Source organism: Streptomyces xinghaiensis S187 (genome assembly GCF_000220705.2).
Classification (GTDB): Bacteria; Actinomycetota; Actinomycetes; order Streptomycetales; family Streptomycetaceae; genus Streptomyces; species Streptomyces xinghaiensis.
This window is the reverse complement of record NZ_CP023202.1, coordinates 703,293-721,316: the sequence shown is the minus strand read 5'-3', so window position 1 is coordinate 721,316 and position 18,024 is coordinate 703,293. Positions and strand designations below refer to the sequence as shown.

The 18,024-nt window shown below is 75.9% G+C and carries 12 protein-coding genes and 1 riboswitch; of the genes, 7 read left to right on the top strand and 5 right to left on the bottom strand.

What is annotated here, in order from left to right:
* Positions 1-148: 148 nt before the first annotated feature.
* The 3 genes from SXIN_RS03115 to SXIN_RS03105 are packed head-to-tail and all read right to left on the bottom strand — an operon-like array spanning position 149 to position 4,211.
* Positions 149-1,768 (bottom strand): precorrin-2 C(20)-methyltransferase, encoded by a 1,620-nt coding sequence (locus tag SXIN_RS03115; RefSeq protein ID WP_095756552.1) that lies wholly within the window; start codon positions 1,766-1,768, stop codon positions 149-151.
* Positions 1,765-2,397 carry a precorrin-8X methylmutase gene (locus SXIN_RS03110; protein ID WP_019707985.1) on the bottom strand — a complete coding sequence of 211 codons (633 nt, stop codon included), beginning with the start codon at positions 2,395-2,397 and terminating at the stop codon, positions 1,765-1,767. The genes SXIN_RS03115 and SXIN_RS03110 overlap by 4 nt, the downstream gene beginning before the upstream one ends.
* Positions 2,394-4,211 (bottom strand): nitrite reductase, encoded by a 1,818-nt coding sequence (locus SXIN_RS03105; RefSeq protein WP_238153658.1) that lies wholly within the window; start codon positions 4,209-4,211, stop codon positions 2,394-2,396. Before SXIN_RS03105 ends, SXIN_RS03110 begins: the two co-directional genes overlap by 4 nt.
* Before the next feature lie 380 nt (positions 4,212-4,591).
* Positions 4,592-4,668, top strand: a riboswitch (cobalamin riboswitch).
* A 358-nt stretch (positions 4,669-5,026) separates the two neighbouring features.
* On the opposite strand from SXIN_RS03105, the gene cobN reads away from it, so the two are divergent.
* Complete coding sequence (cobN, locus tag SXIN_RS03100) at positions 5,027-8,758, top strand: cobaltochelatase subunit CobN (RefSeq protein WP_095756550.1); 3,732 nt, start codon at positions 5,027-5,029, stop codon at positions 8,756-8,758.
* 696 nt (positions 8,759-9,454) lie between these two features.
* The gene (locus tag SXIN_RS03095) at positions 9,455-10,192 is read left to right on the top strand and encodes a M23 family metallopeptidase (RefSeq protein WP_095756549.1); all 738 of its coding nucleotides are present in this window, start codon (positions 9,455-9,457) and stop codon (positions 10,190-10,192) included.
* 93 nt (positions 10,193-10,285) lie between these two features.
* On the opposite strand, the gene SXIN_RS03090 is transcribed toward SXIN_RS03095, so the two are convergent.
* On the bottom strand, positions 10,286-11,938 hold the full coding sequence (locus SXIN_RS03090; RefSeq protein ID WP_238153657.1) for a hypothetical protein: 1,653 nt from the start codon (positions 11,936-11,938) through the stop codon (positions 10,286-10,288).
* 459 nt (positions 11,939-12,397) lie between these two features.
* On the opposite strand from SXIN_RS03090, the gene SXIN_RS03085 reads away from it, so the two are divergent.
* Genes SXIN_RS03085 through SXIN_RS03065 form a run of 5 tightly spaced genes read left to right on the top strand, consistent with a single transcriptional unit; the run spans position 12,398 to position 16,831 of the window.
* Entirely contained in the window at positions 12,398-13,891 is a 1,494-nt protein-coding gene (locus tag SXIN_RS03085; protein ID WP_095756548.1) for a sensor histidine kinase, read from the top strand.
* A gap of 25 nt (positions 13,892-13,916) precedes the next feature.
* Positions 13,917-14,303 carry a roadblock/LC7 domain-containing protein gene (locus tag SXIN_RS03080; protein ID WP_039820726.1) on the top strand — a complete coding sequence of 129 codons (387 nt, stop codon included), beginning with the start codon at positions 13,917-13,919 and terminating at the stop codon, positions 14,301-14,303.
* Positions 14,300-14,662, top strand: a complete 363-nt coding sequence (locus SXIN_RS03075; RefSeq protein ID WP_019707988.1) for a DUF742 domain-containing protein — start codon at positions 14,300-14,302, stop codon at positions 14,660-14,662. The genes SXIN_RS03080 and SXIN_RS03075 overlap by 4 nt, the downstream gene beginning before the upstream one ends.
* Positions 14,643-15,266: a GTP-binding protein gene (locus SXIN_RS03070; RefSeq protein WP_019707989.1), complete on the top strand. Its 624-nt coding sequence runs from the start codon at positions 14,643-14,645 to the stop codon at positions 15,264-15,266. The genes SXIN_RS03075 and SXIN_RS03070 overlap by 20 nt, the downstream gene beginning before the upstream one ends.
* Complete coding sequence (locus SXIN_RS03065; RefSeq protein ID WP_420341035.1) at positions 15,263-16,831, top strand: cytochrome P450; 1,569 nt, start codon at positions 15,263-15,265, stop codon at positions 16,829-16,831. The genes SXIN_RS03070 and SXIN_RS03065 overlap by 4 nt, the downstream gene beginning before the upstream one ends.
* A gap of 63 nt (positions 16,832-16,894) precedes the next feature.
* On the opposite strand, the gene SXIN_RS03060 is transcribed toward SXIN_RS03065, so the two are convergent.
* Positions 16,895-18,022 carry a terpene synthase family protein gene (locus SXIN_RS03060; RefSeq protein WP_238153656.1) on the bottom strand — a complete coding sequence of 376 codons (1,128 nt, stop codon included), beginning with the start codon at positions 18,020-18,022 and terminating at the stop codon, positions 16,895-16,897.
* Positions 18,023-18,024 lie beyond the last annotated feature (2 nt).

Genomic DNA, 18,024 nt, shown 5'->3' with positions numbered 1-18,024 from the left:
GTCCCGTCCCCGTGCGGCCCGCCGTCGCCCGGACGGCGGCGGGCCCGCGCCGGCCGGCCGCCGCCCGGCGCGGGCGCGGCGCGCCTCCGGTGCGGTGCCCCGCGCGGGCCCGTGCTGCCGGGCCCGCCCGGCGCGGTCTCCCGCGTCGTCACCGGTCCGGGTACCTGCGGGGGGTCCAGACGATCTGCCGGCCGTCACCGCGGGTGACCGCGCGGGTCTGCGTCGAGCCGACCAGCAGGATGGTGCGCATGTCGACCTCGTCCGGGTCGAGTTCGGCCAGCCGTACGATCCGGACGCTCTCCTCCGGGCCGCCCACATCCCGTGCCACCACGACCGGCGTGTGCGGGGCCCGGTGCTCCAGCAGCAGTTCGCGGGCCTTGCCCACCTGGTGGACGCGGCTGCGCGAGCCCGGGTTGTAGAGGGCCAGCACCAGGTCGGCGGCCGCCGCGGCCCGCAGCCGCCCGGCGATCACCTCCCAGGGCTTCAGCCGGTCGGAGAGCGACACCACCGCGTAGTCGTGGCCGAGGGGCGCGCCCGCGCGGGCGGCGGCCGCGTGCGCCGCCGTCATCCCGGGCAGCACCCGGACGGGTACCTCGCGGTACGGGTCCGCCGAGGCCACCTCCAGGACGGCGGTCGCCATCGCGAACACCCCCGGGTCCCCGGAGGAGACCACGGCGACCTGGTGGCCCTTGCGCGCCAGGTCGAGGGCGAACTCGGCCCGTTCGGACTCCACCTTGTTGTCGGAGGCGTGGCGCCGCTGCCCGGGCCGCACCGGCACCCGGCCGAGATAGGTGGTGTAGCCCACCAGGTCCTCGGCGGCGGCCAGGGCACCGCGCGCCTCCGGCGTCAGCCACAGCGGCCCGGCCGGGCCGAGCCCGACCACGACGACCTCGCCGGCGGGCGGCTCGGCGGCCGGGGGTTCCGGGCGGGCGGCGGCCGGGGCCGTGCCCGCCGTGACGGCCGCGTCCGTCGTCGCCGCCGGGCCGCCGGGTGCCGGGCCCCCGTGCGGTGCGCCGGCGCGGCTGGGCAGGACCGCCATCGAGAAGTACGGCACCGAGCCGGGGTCCACCTCCGCCAGCGGCGCCGTGCGCTCCGCGGCCATCGTGGCCCGCTCCACGTACCGTGCCCCGGCCAGTCGTCCCGACCGCTCCAGCGCGCGCCGCACGGCGGGGAACGTCCGGCCGAGCTTCATGACGACGGCCGCGTCGGCGGCGGCCAGCCGGGCCGTCAGCTCCTCCTCCGGCAGGGTGCCGGGGAGGACCGTCAGCACCTCCTCGCCCTCCACCAGCGGGGTGCCGAGCCGCGCCGCGGCGGCGCTCACCGAGGTGACGCCGGGGACGACCTCGGTCGGGTAGCGGTGCGCGAGCCGCTTGTGCATGTGCATGTACGAGCCGTAGAAGAGCGGATCGCCCTCGGCGAGCAGCGCCACCGAACGCCCCGCGTCCAGATGGGCGGCGAGCCGGGCGGCGGCCTCCTCGTAGAACTCCTCCAGGGCGCCCCGGTAGCCGCCGGGATGGTCGGTGGTCTCCGTGGTGACCGGGTAGACCAGCCGCTCCTCGATGTGGTCCGGACGCAGATGGCGCCCGGCGATGGAGCGGGCGATGCTCCGGCCGTGCCGGGCGCTGTGGTACGCCACGACGTCCGCCCCGGCGACGACCTCCACGGCCCGTACGGTCATGAGGGACGGATCGCCCGGGCCGAGGCCCACCCCGTAGAGCCGGCCCGTGGCCGCCTCCGCTGCCGTGTGCCGCTCCTGCTGCTCGCTCATTCTTCTTCACTCGCCATCGCGTTGATCGCGGCGGCGGCCATCGCGCTGCCGCCGCGCCGCCCCCGCACCACCAGGTGTTCGAGGCCCGACGGGTGCGCGGCCAGGGCCTCCTTGGACTCCGCCGCACCGATGAAGCCGACCGGTACGCCGATGACCGCCGCCGGGCGCGGCGCGCCCTCCGCCACCATCTCCAGCAGCCGGAAGAGGGCCGTCGGCGCGTTGCCGACGGCGACCACGGCGCCGTCCAGGCGGTCGCGCCAGAGTTCCAGGGCGGCGGCGCTGCGCGTGGTGCCGAGTTCGCGCGCCAGCGCGGGAACGGCGGGGTCGGAGAGGGTGCACAGCACCTCGTTGTCCGCGGGCAGCCGCTTGCGGGTGACCCCGCTGGCGACCATCCGCGCGTCACAGAGCACCGGCGCCCCGGCCAGCAGCGCCTCCCGGGCGCGGGCCACGACCCCGGGGGTGTAGCCGAGGTCGCCGACGAGGTCGGTCATGCCGCAGGCGTGGATCATCCGGACCGCGACCCGGGACACGTCCGCGGGCAGGCCGCCGAGGTCCGCCTCGGCGCGGATGGTGGCGAAGGACTGGCGGTAGATGGCCGCCCCGTCCTTCTCGTACGCGTAACCGGTCACGGGGTCCTCGCTCGTGTCGTGCCGTCCGGGCCGCCGGTGCCGTCCGGAGGGCCGGGGTGCCTGTGCCGCTGGGGCCTGTCCTCGCCGCGGGGGCCGGCGGCGCCGTCCGCCCCGCCCGGTGCGGCGCTCGTTCCGTCCGCCGCGCCGGTGGCGTGCGCCGGGGGCCCGGTGCCGGCGGTGCTCGCCGCGCGGGCCGCCGCGATGGCGGCGGCGGTCCGCCCGGGCGGCACCCGCACCGGTCGCGGCGCCGTACGGCCCCCCGGCAGCGCGCCGTTGACGGCCACCCGGTAGGCGCCGTCGCCGGTGGCGAGGACGTCGATCCAGGCGCCGCCGTCGCCCGGACGGCCGCAGCGGCGCTCGCAGCCGGACCAGTACACGGGCAGGGGCGCCGCCGTGCCGTCACCGGACGCGGCGGCGCCGGCCGGAGGGCCGGAGGCGTCATCCGGGCGGCCGGAGGCGCCGGCCGGGGGAGCGGGGACGCCGGCTGTACCGGCTGTGGCGGGTGCCGCGGCCGGGCCGCCGGGGACCGCCGCACGCTCCGCGGGGCCGGTTCCCACGGCCCGCGCGGCGTCGGCCCGTACGTCCGCCAGGGACTTGGCGCAGCCGGGCCGCCCGGCGCAGGAACCGATCGCGTACCAGGGGGAGCCGGGGGCGGTGACGAGGCCCGCGCCGGCCAGCCGCCGCAGAGCGGCGGGGCCCGCGTCCCGCGAGAGGCCGGGGACGACGACCCCGCGCCACGGGGTGGTGCGGATCTCCGCGTCACCCGAGCGGGCGGCCGTCTCCGCCAGCAGCCGCCACTGGGCGGCCGTGTACCGGCCCAGGGGCGCGGACACCGACAGGGCGCACCGCTCGCCGGGGCCGGGGGCACCGATCAGCCCGGGTGCGGGGCCGGCCGCGGGGCCGTCGCCCTCGCGCGGGCCCTGGCCCGGCGGCGGCTGCCCGGCCGGTGTCCAGGCGACACCGGCACGGGAGAGGTGACGCCCCAGCAGAGCCTCGTCCAGAGCGTGCGGGGCCGGGTCACCGGACGACGCCGGGGAGGCGGAAGGCGGTCCGGTGCGTTCGCCGGAGCCACCGGACTTACCGGGCCCACCTCGCCCGCCGGATTCACCGGTTTCGCCCGCGCCGGGTCCGGCGCCCCGGTGCGGCAGGTCCCGGACGCGCCAGGCCCGGGTGCCGCTCTCCGCCGCGGCGTGCAGAAACGCTTCGGCGGCGGCTACGGCCGCTCGCGCCGCGTCCTCGGCCGCGACCCGCAGCCGGGGGCCGCCCGCCCCGGTACGGAGCTCCGCACCGCCGCCGGGTGTTGCGATGATCGTCACATCCGCGCCGAGCGCGGCGGCATCCCCGCGCCCGTCGTCCACGGCGAAGAGAAAACGTCCGGAAAGCGCCGCCGCGCCCGGGTCGGCGCAGAGCAGGGCGTCCAGTTCGCGGACCCACCCCCCGACGTCCGCGCGGCCCCTGCCGTCGAGTCCGGTCAGCGGGGAGACCACCACGTTCCGGACACGCTCATGGGTGTCCGAGGGGAGGAGTCCCACGGGGCGCAGCCGGTCGGCGAGTTGGCGACCGCAATCACCGGGAAGCCCGCGGACCTGCACATTGCCGCGGGAAGTCAGTTCGAGTTCCCCGTTTCCCAGATCCTCCGCGATGGAGGCGAGACAGTGCGCCTGACGGCTCGTCAGGAGACCGCCCGGCAGGCGTATGCGCGCCAGGGCGCCGTCATCCGCGGTGTGCAGACGCAAAGCACCGGGGCAGGCGTCGTCGCGGCTGCGCCGGGGCGGTCCGGGCACGCCGGGGCAGGGTGTGGCGGGGGAGGGCATGGCGGCGAGCATACAGATGCTGGCGGGCGGGTCCCGTGGGGTCTCGTGGTCGCGGGCGGACGGCGGTGGCCGGGGACCGGCGCCGCCCGGGCGGGGCTCCCCGCAGCCCCGGAAATCCCTGATCGGGGGCGGGTGCCGGCCCGGCACCGGCTTCCGCGCCGTGGTGGCCGGACGGCCCGTGTCCGGAGCCGGAAACCCTTCCGGTTTGGACCGGGATGGTGCGATGCGCGCCGGTGTTCCGGAGGCCCCCGGCGGCCGGTGTTCTCTCGGTCACGGCCGGCCGGCCGCGGAGGCACCGTGCCGCGAGCCGCCCCGCTGCCCTTACTATGCTCACCGTCGGGCCCCGAGCGGGTCCGACGACGCCATGGACGGCGCCAGGGGAGGAAGCCGGTGTGAATCCGGCACGGTCCCGCCACTGTGAGCGCGGCAGCAGCACCGCCGCGTGAGTCAGGAACTCCCGCCGTCCGCCACCGACCCGGGGCGAGGACCCCGAGGAAGGCACGCTGCCGCATGCGCTCTCGGCTCTGCCGTGGCCGGCTCCGCCGCCCCCGGTTCCGTCGTTCCCGGACACCCTCCACGGCTCCGTCCCGGACCCCCCGTTCCCGCACGCCGCGTCTCCGCACGCCGCGCTCCCCGGCGCCGGTCTCCCCGGTCCGGCCCCCGCACCGCCCGGCCCGGCCGGACTCCGCACCACCGGACTCCGCCCGGCCCGCCCGCCTCCGGCCGCGCCCCGCCCGGGCCAGGAGCACCGCCGATCCCCTCCGGCAGGCCGGGCCCGCCCGCCGGTCCGCCACGACACCGCGAAGCGAGTGCCCGTGATCCTGCTGCTGTCGACCTCCGACACCGACCTGCTGAGCGCCCGCGCCGCCGGGGGCCCCGTCCCGTACCGGCTGGGGAACCCGGCCCGGCTCCGGCTCGACGACCTGCCCGCGCTGCTGGAGGGCACCGACCTCGTCGTCGTGCGGCTGCTCGGCGGCATCCGCGCCTGGCAGGACGGGCTGGACGCGCTGCTCGCCGGGGAGCGCCCGGTCGTCGTCCTCAGCGGTGAACAGGCCCCCGACGCCCAGCTGATGGCGGCCTCCACCGTCCCCGTCGGCATCGCCGCGGAGGCCCACGCCTATCTGGCCCACGGCGGCCCGGCCAACCTCGGGCAGCTCGCCCGTTTCCTCTCCGACACGGTGCTGCTGACCGGCCACGGCTTCGCCCCGCCCGAACCCGCCCCGAGCTGGGGCCCGCTGGAGCGCACCCCCGCGCCCGCCGCGGCTCCCGCCGCCGGGGACGGCACCGCCGGGGACGGCGGCCGTCCGGTCATCGCCGTGCTCTACTACCGGGCCCACCACATGAGCGGCAACACCGCCTTCGTGGAAGCCCTCTGCCGGGCCGTCGAAGAGGCCGGCGGACGCCCCATGCCGCTGTACGTGGCCTCCCTCCGCGCCCCCGAACCCGAGTTGATCGAGGCGCTGGGCGCGGCCGACGCCGTCGTCACCACCGTCCTGGCCGCCGGCGGCACCAAGCCCGCCGCGGCCTCCGCCGGCGGGGACGACGAGTCCTGGGACGCGGGCGCCCTCGCCGCCCTCGACGTTCCGATCCTGCAGGCGCTCTGCCTCACCGGGCCGCGCGCCGCCTGGGAGGAGAGCGACGAGGGGCTGTCGCCGCTGGACGCCGCCACGCAGATCGCCGTACCCGAGTTCGACGGCCGGCTGATCACCGTGCCGTTCTCCTTCAAGGAGGTGGACGAGGACGGGCTCCCCGTCTACGCCGCCGACCCCGAACGCGCGGCCCGCGTCGCCGGGACCGCCGTGCGCCACGCCCGGCTCCGGGACATCCCGGCCGCGCGCAAACGCCTCGCCCTCGTGCTGTCCGCCTACCCCACCAAGCACTCCCGGATCGGCAACGCCGTCGGCCTCGACACCCCCGCCAGCGCCGTCGCCCTGCTGCGCGCCCTGCGCGCGGAGGGCTACGACCTCGGCCCGGCCGACGGGCCCGGAGCGCTCCCCGGGCTCGCCTCCGGGAACGGCGACGAGCTGATCTACGCCCTGATCGAGGCCGGCGGGCACGACCAGGACTGGCTCACCGAGGAGCAGCTCGCCCGCAACCCCGTCCGCATCCCCGCCGCCGACTACCGCCGCTGGTACGAGCAGCTGCCGCGCGGACTGCGCGAGCGCGTCGAGGAGCACTGGGGGCCGCCGCCCGGCGAGCTGTTCGTGGACCGCGGCCGGGACCCGGACGGCGAGATCGTCCTCGCCGCCCTCCGCCACGGCAACCTGCTGGTCCTGATCCAGCCGCCGCGCGGCTTCGGCGAGAACCCCGTCGCGATCTACCACGACCCCGATCTGCCGCCCTCGCACCACTACCTGGCGGCCTACCGCTGGATCGCCGCCCGCGCCGGGGACGGCGGCTTCGGCGCCGACGCCGTGGTCCACCTCGGCAAGCACGGCAACCTGGAATGGCTGCCGGGCAAGAACGCGGCGCTCTCCGCGGGCTGCGCGCCCGACGCCGCGCTCGGCGACCTGCCGCTGGTCTACCCGTTCCTCGTCAACGACCCCGGCGAGGGCACCCAGGCCAAGCGCCGCGCCCACGCCACCCTCGTCGACCACCTCGTACCGCCCATGGCGCGGGCCGAGTCCTACGGGGACATCGCCCGTCTCGAACAACTGCTGGACGAGTACGCGTCCATCTCCGCCATGGACCCCGCCAAGCTCCCCGCCATCCGCGCCCAGATCTGGACCCTCATCCGGGCGGCCCGGCTCGACCACGACCTCGGCCTGGACGACCGCCCGGACGACGACGGCTTCGACGACTTCCTGCTGCACGTCGACGGATGGCTGTGCGAGGTCAAGGACGCGCAGATCCGCGACGGGCTCCATGTGCTCGGGCAGGCACCGGCCGGGCCGGAGCGCGTCAACCTCGTCCTCGCCGTCCTCCGCGCCCGGCAGATCTGGGGCGGCACCACCGCCCTGCCCGGGCTGCGCGAGGCCCTCGGCCTGGACGAGTCGGCGGCCTCCCGCACCGGGGCGGACGAGGCCGAGGAGCGGGCCCGCGCCCTGGTCGAGGCCATGGAGGAGGCGGACTGGGACCCCGCCGCCGTGGAGCAGACAGTCGCACGGGTGTGCGGCGGAGCCGCGGCCGGCGCGGGCGCGGGGGAGACCGGCGAGCCGGCCATCGGCCTCCCGGACGGCCCCCGCGAGGACCCCGCCGCCGTCGCCGCCGTGCTCCGCTTCGCCGCCCGCGAGGTGGTGCCCCGGCTGGCCGCCACCGGCGACGAGATACGGAACTCCGTGCACGCCCTCGCCGGCGGCTTCGTCCCCGCCGGGCCGTCCGGCTCACCCCTGCGCGGACTCGTCAACGTGCTGCCGACCGGCCGCAACTTCTACTCCGTCGACCCCAAGGCCGTCCCCAGCCGGCTCGCCTGGGAGACCGGATCGGCGCTCGCCGACTCCCTCCTGGAGCGCTACCGCGCCGACACCGGCCGCTGGCCCGAGTCCGTCGGCCTCTCCCTGTGGGGCACCAGCGCGATGCGCACCGCCGGCGACGACATCGCCGAGGCGCTCGCCCTGCTCGGCATCCGGCCGGTGTGGGACGACGCATCGCGGCGCGTCACCGGACTCGAAGCTGTACCGCTCGCCGACCTCGGGCGCCCGCGCGTCGACGTCACCCTGCGCATCAGCGGCTTCTTCCGCGACGCCTTCCCCCACGTCATCGGGCTCCTGGACGACGCCGTGCGGCTGGCGGCCTCGCTGGACGAGAGCGACGAGGACAACCACATCCGGGCCCACGCCCGGGCCGACCTCGCCGAGCACGGCGACGAACGCCGCGCCACCACCCGTATCTTCGGCTCCCGGCCCGGCACCTACGGGGCGGGCCTCCTCCAGCTCATCGACAGCCGCGACTGGCGCACCGACGCCGACCTCGCCGAGGTCTACACGGTCTGGGGCGGCTACGCCTACGGCCGCGGACTCGACGGCCGCGCGGCGCGCGACGAGATGGAGAGCGCCTACCGGCGGATCGCCGTGGCCGCCAAGAACACCGACACCCGCGAACACGACATCGCCGACTCCGACGACTACTTCCAGTACCACGGCGGCATGGTCGCCGCCGTCCGCACGCTCCGGGGCACCGCCCCCGCCGCGTACATCGGCGACAGCACCCGCCCGGAGACGGTCCGCACCCGCACCCTCACCGAGGAGACCTCCCGGGTCTTCCGCGCGCGGGTCGTCAACCCGCGGTGGATCGCGGCGATGCGCCGCCACGGCTACAAGGGCGCCTTCGAGCTCGCCGCCACCGTCGACTACCTCTTCGGCTACGACGCCACGACCGGCGTCGTCGCCGACTGGATGTACGACACGCTGGCCCGCACCTATGTGCTGGACCCGGAGAACCGCGACTTCCTCCGCGAGGCGAACCCCTGGGCGCTGCACGGCATGGCGGAACGCCTGCTGGAGGCCGAGAGCCGCGGCATGTGGGCGGAGCCGGACCCGGCCGTGCTCGAAGAACTCCGCAGGACCTTCCTGGAGACCGAGGGCGATCTGGAGGGCGGGGAGAGCTGAGCCGGACGGGGACCCGGCCCCGCTGCCGCGTCCCCGTCCCCGTCCGCGTCCCCGTCCGCGTCCCCGGCCCCGTCCCGGTGGGGCCGGGGCGGCTCCCGGCGCGTATACCGGGGCGTGGCCGCTGTCCCCGCTTCTCCTTCCGCTGCCGGGCCGCCGGCCCTCCGCTCGCGGGGCCGGCCGGCCTGCCCTGCCCGGCCTCTCCCGGGCCCCGGCCCTCGCGCGGAGTGCCGGCCCCGTGGCTCCCGGTCGCCCGTGCGGGCCCCGCGGAGCACCGCTCACGGAGCCCCGGAAAGCCCTCCGAGAAGTCGATGACCTTGGTTTCCGGTGACCTGCCGCACGTGGCCCGCCTCACGTACTAGGGGCGATAGGAGACCCGGGGGCCCGGCCCCGCCCCGGTGCGGAGCGCTCCCGGGCGCCGTGTGTGCGGGGCGTGACCGGACGGTGGCCCAAGCGGCGTGTTTGCGGGACGGGGAGCGGGGGAGCGCGCCGGTTCTCCCGCGCGGGGAGGGCGGGTCCGGCGGCCGCGGCAGGCGTGCCGACGGCGGGATTCCTCAGCCGGCGCGCGGGGGTGCCGGCTACGGCCTCCGGTAGGAGTGGGGGTGCTTGAACCCCTGGGCGGGGCGGGTTACCAAGGTAGGGCGCAAGCGGACGAAATCCGCGAAACGCGCAAACCCCCCACTTCGGAGGTAACTCCTGATGTTCAAGCACGCTCAGATCCTCACCGACATGACTCCCCTGCGCCGCCGCGCCGCCTTCATGGCCGCCGGTGTCGGAGCCACCGCCGTGCTGGGGACCGGAGTCGCGCTGGGCACCCAGGGCGAGACCGAGAACCCCGCCACCGGGACCACCGCGTCCGAGGCCGCCGACTCGCGCGCCGCGTCCGAGGCCGTCACCGCCCAGGCCGAGGCGCAGAAGAAGGCCGCCGAGGGCAAGGCCGCGGCCGAGGCCGCCGCCGCCGAGCGTGCCGGCCAGGAGGCCGCCGACCGTTCGAAGCGGGAGACCGTCACCCAGGCCGCCGCGAAGGCTCCCGCTTCCTGGGTGAAGCCGGTGGACAGCTATGTGAAGGGCTCCACCTTCGGTATCGGTGGTGACCGCTGGGCGAACAAGCACTCCGGTCAGGACTTCGCCGCGCCGACCGGTACCTCGGTGAAGACCGTGCACGAGGGCACCGTGGTCCAGGCCGGCTGGGGTGGCTCGTACGGCAACAACATCGTGGTCAAGCACGACGCCGGCACCTTCACCCAGTACGCCCACCTGTCGAAGATCACCGTTCCGGTCGGCACCCAGGTGACCACCGGGCAGGAGATCGGCAAGGTCGGTTCCACCGGTAACTCCACCGGCCCGCACCTGCACTTCGAGACCCGCACCACCCCGAACTACGGCTCCGGTATCGACCCGGTGGCCTTCCTGAAGCAGCGCGGCGTCACCCTCTGACGGACGGCGCCGAGGGAGCGACCGCACCAGGGCGGCCCTCCGGAACAGCCTCACGGCTGTCCCGGAGGGCCGCCTTCCGCTGTGCGCCGCCCGTCAGTCCCGGGCCGTCACCGGGCCGGTGTCCGGCCGGGCCGCCGGTGACAGATAGGCGCGGAACCGCCACGGTCCGAAGTCCGGCAGCGGCCGGGAGCGCCAGGCCCGGGCGTACGGCGGCGGATCGGCGCCGTTCGTCACCAGGACGGCGACGGGCCGCGTCTCCGCCGTCGCCCGCAGGGCCGCGTGCGTGATGCTGCCGTCGTGCCCGCCCACCTGCCGCGAGGAGCAGCCGGCCCGGAAGGCGATCCGCACCGCGTCCGGGCCGGAGACGACACAGGGCGGCCGGACGCCCTGCCGGCCCAGCTCGGCCGCCATCCGGTCCAGCCTCTCTCCGTTGACCCGGAAGGAGGACACCGTGGAGTGGAGCACGGTGAACTGCACGCCCAGATGCAGGCCCAGCACCGTCACGGACAGCGCGGCGGCGGCCGGACGCAGCCCGGGCCGGGCCTCCCGCACCCACCGCACCAGCCGGAACAGGCCGTGGGCGACCGGCAGGGACAGCAGCGCGTACGCGGGCAGCAGGAAGCGGGGCGCCGCGTAGCCGACCAGGAACAGATACGGCAGAGCGAGCACGAGCCCGGTCAGCGCGGGCAGCAGGATCTCGGCCCGGTGGCGGGTGCGGCGGGCCGCGAGGGCGCCCCCGCCGGCCAGCAGGGGAAGGGCGAACCACCAGACGCCGGTGCCCGGGTTCCGCCAGGGCACGTCACAGGGCCGGCACAGGGTGCGGCCGCCGAGCGCGCGGATGTGGTCGTCCACGGAGAAGTACGGGGCGAGGTGGCCCTGGATCTCGCTGGCCCGGCTCAGCCGGGCCGCCAAGCCGCCGTACGCGCTGTACGCCTCGGCGATCCACTCCGCGCTGCCCAGCGCGCCGCCCGCCACCAGGGCGGCCAGCAGCAGCGGGCGCCGCCAGGAGCGGACCAGCAGCAGGGCGGCGCCCAGCGGCAGGGCGAGCCACAGGGCATCGGAGGGGCGCATCAGGGCGACGAGGGCGACCCCCGCGCACACTCCGGCCGGGGCCCACCGGGAGGACGGATTCCGCACGGCCCGCAGCAGACAGCCCGTGGTGAACAGTGCGGCCAGCGCGACCCAGAGGTTGGGCATCACCAGCGGACCGTAGAAGAGGGTGACCCAGAGCCCGGCGAAGAGGCCCCCGGCCAGGGTGAGCACCGCCGCCGGCAGCAGATCGCGCCACACCCGCAGGGCGAGGAAGAGCCCGGCCCCGCTGAGCAGCGCGAGCCAGACGCGCAGCGGCGGGACGGCGTCGGTGAGGGCGGCCACCGGCGCGGCGAGATAGGTGATGCCGCGGGCGCGGGGGGCGCTGAAGAACGCGGCCGGCGCGTGGGAGCTGACCTGGCTGACGTACACGGTCTCGTCCCAGCCGAGGCCGGTGCCGGGGACGACCAGAACCAGTTGCGCCAGGGTGAAGAGGACCGCGACGGCGGCGGGACCGTACGGCACGGCGCGGGCGGTCCACCCGGCGCCGGTGCTCCCGGAGACGGCGGTCCCGGGCCGGGCGGCTCCGGGCACGGCGCCGTCGGCCGGGGCGCCGCGCGGGGCGCGCCGCGGCCGGCGCCAGGGGATCCGCCCCGGTGTCCGCCGCGGCCGCCGCGGCCGCTCGTCCCGGGTGCCGGTGACCGGTGGTGGCTGCATGGCCGGACCTCGCCGCGCGTCGAAGGGGGTGCCGGATGGGGACAGACAGGCGATCACCAGCCTGTGGCGGGGTGCGTCCGCTCACCACTCGGGCGAGGCAGCCGGAGGAACCGGGACGGCGCCGTCCGGGGGACCGGGGTATTCCCACAGGTCAGCCCGGAATTACCGGACGGAATGGATCGGTAAAGCAATCCTGGTGCAAAAGTCCGACCACTTTTTTATGGGATGTGAAAGGTCCAACAGCATATTCCTGAGAAAAGGACATCTTCATCCCGTCGGGAAGAATGAAAGGGCTATGCTCCATGTCTCGCAGGCGGGTTGCGGCGATTTCCGCAGGCCGCCCCCGGCTGCCGCGGCGCCGCCCTTCCCGGGAACGCGCGGATTGCGGCGGCGGCCCCCGCCGGTGCCCCGACGCACCGGCCGACACCCCTATTCCTTCCGCAAGGGTTTGAGACATTGATGGTTCGTGCCGGCTCGTCACCAGGAGGTCGGCGGCCCGCCTCCGCGCTCCTGTGGCTGTTCCCACCCGCCGTGACGGCTCTCTGCGCGGTCGTCGCCGTCCTCGGCGTCCCCGGCGGGGCCCGCGCCCCGGTCGCCTGGTGCGGCGCCGTCGCCACCGCCGCCGTGGCGATCGCCGCGGCCGAGGCGGTACGGCGCGGACGCCTGATCCACGCACTGCGGCGGCGCGCCGCCGAACAGGAGGCCGCGCTCGGCCGCCGCCTCGCCCAACAGGAGGCCGAGACCGAACGGCTCGCCGGGGAACTGCTGCCCGTGGCCGTCGAGCGCCTCCAGCGCGGAGCCTCCGTCGAGGAGGTGCTGGAGGGCGTCGCCTACGCACCCGGCGCCGACCCCCGGTTCCACGCCGCCCACGAGGCGGTGCTCCGTTCGGTCCTCGAAGCGGTCCGCGCCGAGGAGGACCTGCGCGAATCCGCCCACCGCGCCTTCGTCAACATCGCCCGCCGCGTCCAGGCGATCGTCCACCAGCAGGCCCAGGACCTGCGGGAGATGGAGGACCGGCACGGCAACGAACCGGAGTTCTTCGGCGACCTCCTCCACCTCGACCACGGCACCGCCCTCATCGGCCGGCTCGCCGACAGCATCGCCGTCCTCGGCGGCTCACGTCCCGGCCGCCAGTGGCAGCAGAACGTACCGCTCTTCAACGTCCTGCGCGGCGCCATGTCCCGCATCATCGACTACCAGCGGGTCGACCTGCACTCCGTCGCCGAGGCCGCCATCGTCGGACCCGCCGTCGAGTCCCTCATCCACGCCCTGGCCGAGCTGCTGGACAACGCCACCCGCTACTCGCCCCCGCAGACCCGGGTCCACCTCACCGCCGTCGAGGTGCAGTCCGGCATCGCCGTCGAGATCGAGGACGCCGGCGTCGGCCTCACCGAGGAGGCCCGCCGCCGCGCCGAACGCGTCCTGGCCCAGGCGTCCGCCGGCATCGACCTCAACGACCTCGGTGAAACCCCCCGGCTGGGCCTCGCCGTGGTGGGCCGGCTGGCGCAGACCCACGACTTCCAGGTGTCGCTGCGCCCCTCGGCCTACGGGGGCGTCCGCTGCGTCCTGATCGTCCCGCAGGACCTCATCACGGCCACGCCCACCCCCGGCGGCTCCGTCGCCCGTGCCGCCACCCTTCCGCCGCCCAAGCGCAGGACGCGGCCCACGCCGACGCCGCTGCCCCGGCCGAACGGAGCGGCCATGGAGGAGGACCCCGCGGCGGTCGGCCGCAACGCCAACGGGCTGCCGCAGCGCCGCCGCCGGCACCCCGGTGTCGCCCCCCGGGCCGCGGCGCCCGCCCGGTCAGCCGCTCCGCCCCGGCCGCCCGCGGCAGCGGAGCAGGTCAAGCCGGGCCTGTGGCTGGCCGCCTTCCAGAGCGGCATCAACGGAGAGGCGCCGGCGCCGCGGGCCGCGCGTCCGAACAGTGACGACTCGGTGGACAGGGATGAGTAGAAACGTGACACAGCAGCGGCTCAACATGGACTGGATGCTCAGGGACCTCGCCACGAGCGTCCCGCAGACCCGGCACATCGTGGTGCTCTCCGCGGACGGCCTCTGCATGGCCCAGCACGGCACCGACGGCGACACCGCCGACCGGCTCGCCGCCGCCTGCGCCGGACTGCAGAGCCTGTCCGGCGCGATCGCGGCCGAATTCCCGCACGGGAGCGGGCAGATGAGACTGGTCGTCATCGAGGTCAGCGGCGGCTTCTTCTACCTCATGGCCGCCGGTGCCGGCGCCTATCTGGCCGTGCTGGCCGACGACGGCGTCGACGCCGGGCTGATGGGGCAGCGCATGCGCGACCTGGTCGCCAGAATCGGCGAGCATCTCAGCAGCCCGCCGCGCGTGGACGAGCAGATCACATGAGCGGGCCCGGCGAGGACTGGGAGGAAGGCGCCCCCGAGCGGCTGTACGTACTCACCGGCGGCCGCGGCCGGGCCCGCGGCAGGACGGCCGACCTCGATCTGGTCACCCTCATCGTGTCCCGGGACGTGCCGAAGCCGGGCATGCAGCCCGAGCACGCGGCCATGCTGCGGATGTGCCACTACCCGCTCTCGGTGGCCGAGATCTCCGCCCATCTGGTGCTGCCCGTCAGCACCGTCACCGCGCTCCTCACCGACCTGCTGGCAGACGGCCGCATGGAGGCCCGCGCCCCGATCCCCACCGCCGCGTTGCCCGACGCGGACCTCCTCAAGGCGGTGATGCATGGACTACAGAACCTCTGACACGCTCCCCGGCCCGCGCAGCGAGGACGCCCTCCCCGCCACGGCCGCGTCCGCGGTCAAGGTGGTCATCGTCGGCGGCTTCGGCGTCGGCAAGACCACCCTGGTCGGCTCGGTCAGCGAGATACGCCCGCTCACCACCGAGGAGACGATGACCCAGGCCGGGGTCGGCGTCGACGACATCGCCGGTGTCGAGCGGAAGACCGAGACCACCGTCGCCATGGACTTCGGCCGGATCAGCATCAACGAGCAACTGGTGCTGTACCTCTTCGGCACCCCCGGCCAGGAGCGCTTCTGGTTCCTCTGGAACGGCCTCTTCGAAGGGGCCCTGGGCGCGCTCGTCCTCATCGACACCCGCCGCCTGGAGGTCAGCTTCGACGTCGTCGGCCGGCTGGAGGAGCGCGGCGTCCCCTTCGTGGTCGTCGTCAACGACTTCCCCGAGTCGCCCCGTTACCCGGTGTCCGAGCTGCGCGCGGCGATGGACCTGCCCGATTCCGTGCCGATGGTCACCTGCGACGCCCGCGACCGCGGCTCCTGCCGGGACGCCCTGCTGACGCTCATGCGCTATCTGCACACCCTCGCCACCGCAACCCCGGAGTCCCTGTGACCGTTCCGCCACCCGGCCCCGCCGGCCCCCGGCGCCGAACCGGCGCCCGTACCGCCACCGCCGCGGGCCCCTCCGCCGCCGATCCCGCCGCCGAGTCCGCGCCGCCGCCCGGCTGCCCGGCCCACGCCTACGGGCCCGGCGGCCTGATCCGGCTCTACGGGCCCGAGGCCGAGACCGACCCGATGGGCCTCTACGAACGGCTGCGCGCCCAGTACGGGGCCGTCGCCCCGGTCCTGCTCCACGGCGACCTCCCGGCCTGGCTGGTCCTCGGCTACCGCGAGAACCTCGACGTGGCCCGCACCCCGTCCCGCTTCTCCCGCGACTCCCGCCACTGGCGCCTCGCGCGGGAGGGCCGCGTCGCCCCGGACCACCCCTTGGCCCCCGTCGTGGCGTGGCAGCCGATGTGCACCCATGTCGACGGCCGGGAGCACGAACGGCTCCGCGGCGCCGTCATCGACGGCCTCGACCGCTTCGACCGCCGGGGCATCCGCCGCACCGTCACCCGCTCCGCGCACGTACTCATCGACCGGTTCTGCGCCGAGGGCCGGGCGGACCTGGTCCAGCAGTTCTCCGAGCACCTGCCCATGCTGGTGATGACGCAGCTCCTGGGCATGCCGGAGTCCTACGGTCCCAAGCTGGTGGAGGCGGCACGTGACCTGCTGAAGGGCACGGAGACCGCGGTCACCAGCAACGACTACGTCCTGCGCGCCCTGCGCCAGTTGGTGGCGCGCAGACACTCCTCGCCGGGCCAGGACTTCGCAAGTTGGCTGATCGAGCATCCCGCCGGGCTGACCGACGACGAGGTGGTACAGCACCTGCGGGTGGTCCTCATCGCGGCCTACGAGACCACGGCGAACCTGATCATCAACATGCTGCGGATGGTTCTCACCGACCGCCGTTTCCGCGCCGATCTGGCCGGCGGCCACATGACGCTTCCCGACGCCATGGAACAGGTGCTGTGGGACGAACCGCCGATGATGACGGCCGTGGGGCGGTGGGCCACCGGGGACACGGAACTCGGCGGGCAGTCCATCCGCGCCGGTGACCTGCTGATCCTCGGGCTGGCCGCGGGCAATCTCGACCCGGCCATCCGCCCGGACCCCAGCGTCCCCGTCCACGGGAACCGCTCACACCTGGCCTTCAGCGGCGGCCCGCACGAATGCCCCGGCCAGGACATCGGCCGGGCCATCGCGGACACCGGCGTCGAGGCCCTGCTGGCACGCCTCCCGGATCTGCGGCTGGCCGTGGACGAGACGGAGCTGAGCTGGGTATCGGCGCTGATGACACGTCACCTCACCGCCCTGCCGGTCGAGTTCACTCCGCAGCGGCCCGAGCCGAAGGAGCCGTCCCTGTCCGTGGCCGTACCGGCGCCCTCCGGGCGGGCGCCGCTGCCCGGAGAGGCCGCGATGGGGGACGGAACCGGGTACGCGGCGGCGCGGCAGCGGACGGCGGTCCCGGTCCTCGCGGGGGTCGCCGATCCCCTGGCCGCCGGGACCGGCCCGTCCCCTCTGCGGGCGTCCGCCCCGTGGTGGCGGCGGCTGGCGCGGTGGTTCGCCGGCCGGTGAGGCGTCCCGGTGTCCGCGTGCCCGGGTTGTCGGCAGGCGGGGGCGCGCGGCCCGGGCCGCGCGTCAGCCACCGAGTTGGTCCCACCACCAGTCGATGGTGGACAGCCCCGGTGGGCCCGGCCGCGCGTCGGCCGGGCCCTGGCGCAGGGTGACCCCCAGCGTCGCCCCGGCCACGGGCAGGGGGTGGAGATGACGCGGGCTGGCGTAGCGCGGGGCGGTGTCGGACCAGCGGATGTTCCCCGCGATCCAGTGGCCCAGGTCGTCGAGATAGCGGCGGAGGGCCTCGTCGGCCAACCGCGCGGTCCGCTCGCGCAGACGGAGGAAGAGGGTCATCGCCCGGTCCCGCAGGGAGAGCGCGGCGGCGAGGGCCTGCCGCTCCGAGCAGCGGTGGTGATGGGCGAGGACCCGCACGAGGTTCGGGGCGGCGGTCTTCTCCCCGGCCTCCTTGGCCGCGGAGAGCAGATCGTTGTCGCAGGCCGCGATGAAACCGGTGGCCTCGGTCAGGGCGCGGACGGGACCGGAGTGGAGCAGGTCGCCGGGGATCCCGGCACCGCCCGCGATCTCGACGAAGGCGGCGTCGAACCGGGTTCCGACGTCCGCGATGCGCCCGGCGGCGTACTCGGCGGGGCTCGGCACGACACCGCGGCCGGCGTTGGCCTGCTGCCAGGCCGCGCCCAGCAGCAGATCGCGGACCCCGTCGGCCAGCCGCTGGAACTGTACGGGCCCGGTCGCGGCCCGGGTGCGGACGACCAGGTCGTCGAGCGCGCGGGCCATCGGGCCGGAGCCGAGCATCCCGGAGCCGGGGGCCTCCAGGGAGCGGACCAGCCGCAGACCGAGGCCGGCGACGTCCGGGCTCCGGTCCGCCGACGGCCCGGCGTCGAGCCGGGTGTCGTCGAGAGCGAACAGCCAGTACGTCCACTGGGCGAACAGCAGCAGGCGTTCCTCGTCCCCGCTGGGGGCGAGGCGGCAGCTGAACTCCGCGGCGTTGCTGGCCAGGTTCCAGGCCCGGTCGGCCGCGTCGGTGAAGACACCGCTCGCGTCGAGCCAGGCGACGGCCCGCTCCTCGATCCTGCGGACCGCGGGGTGGACGGCCGATTCCACGGGACACCAGAAGGGCGGCAGTCCGCCCGGAGGCGTTCCCCCGGCGGTGGAGGACGCGGCCGCGAGGGCGCCGGTGGTCGTCTCCGCCACCG

What these genes read in the sequence shown, in the direction of transcription:
- SXIN_RS03115 (WP_095756552.1), bottom strand. Translation starts at nt 1,768, where the DNA reads ATGAGCGAGCAGCAGGAGCGGCACACGGCAGCGGAGGCGGCCACGGGC.
- SXIN_RS03105 (WP_238153658.1), bottom strand. Translation starts at nt 4,211, where the DNA reads ATGCCCTCCCCCGCCACACCCTGCCCCGGCGTGCCCGGACCGCCCCGG.
- SXIN_RS03095 (WP_095756549.1), top strand. Translation starts at nt 9,455, where the DNA reads ATGTTCAAGCACGCTCAGATCCTCACCGACATGACTCCCCTGCGCCGC.
- SXIN_RS03090 (WP_238153657.1), bottom strand. Translation starts at nt 11,938, where the DNA reads ATGCAGCCACCACCGGTCACCGGCACCCGGGACGAGCGGCCGCGGCGG.
- SXIN_RS03085 (WP_095756548.1), top strand. Translation starts at nt 12,398, where the DNA reads ATGGTTCGTGCCGGCTCGTCACCAGGAGGTCGGCGGCCCGCCTCCGCG.
- SXIN_RS03080 (WP_039820726.1), top strand. Translation starts at nt 13,917, where the DNA reads ATGGACTGGATGCTCAGGGACCTCGCCACGAGCGTCCCGCAGACCCGG.
- SXIN_RS03075 (WP_019707988.1), top strand. Translation starts at nt 14,300, where the DNA reads ATGAGCGGGCCCGGCGAGGACTGGGAGGAAGGCGCCCCCGAGCGGCTG.
- SXIN_RS03070 (WP_019707989.1), top strand. Translation starts at nt 14,643, where the DNA reads ATGGACTACAGAACCTCTGACACGCTCCCCGGCCCGCGCAGCGAGGAC.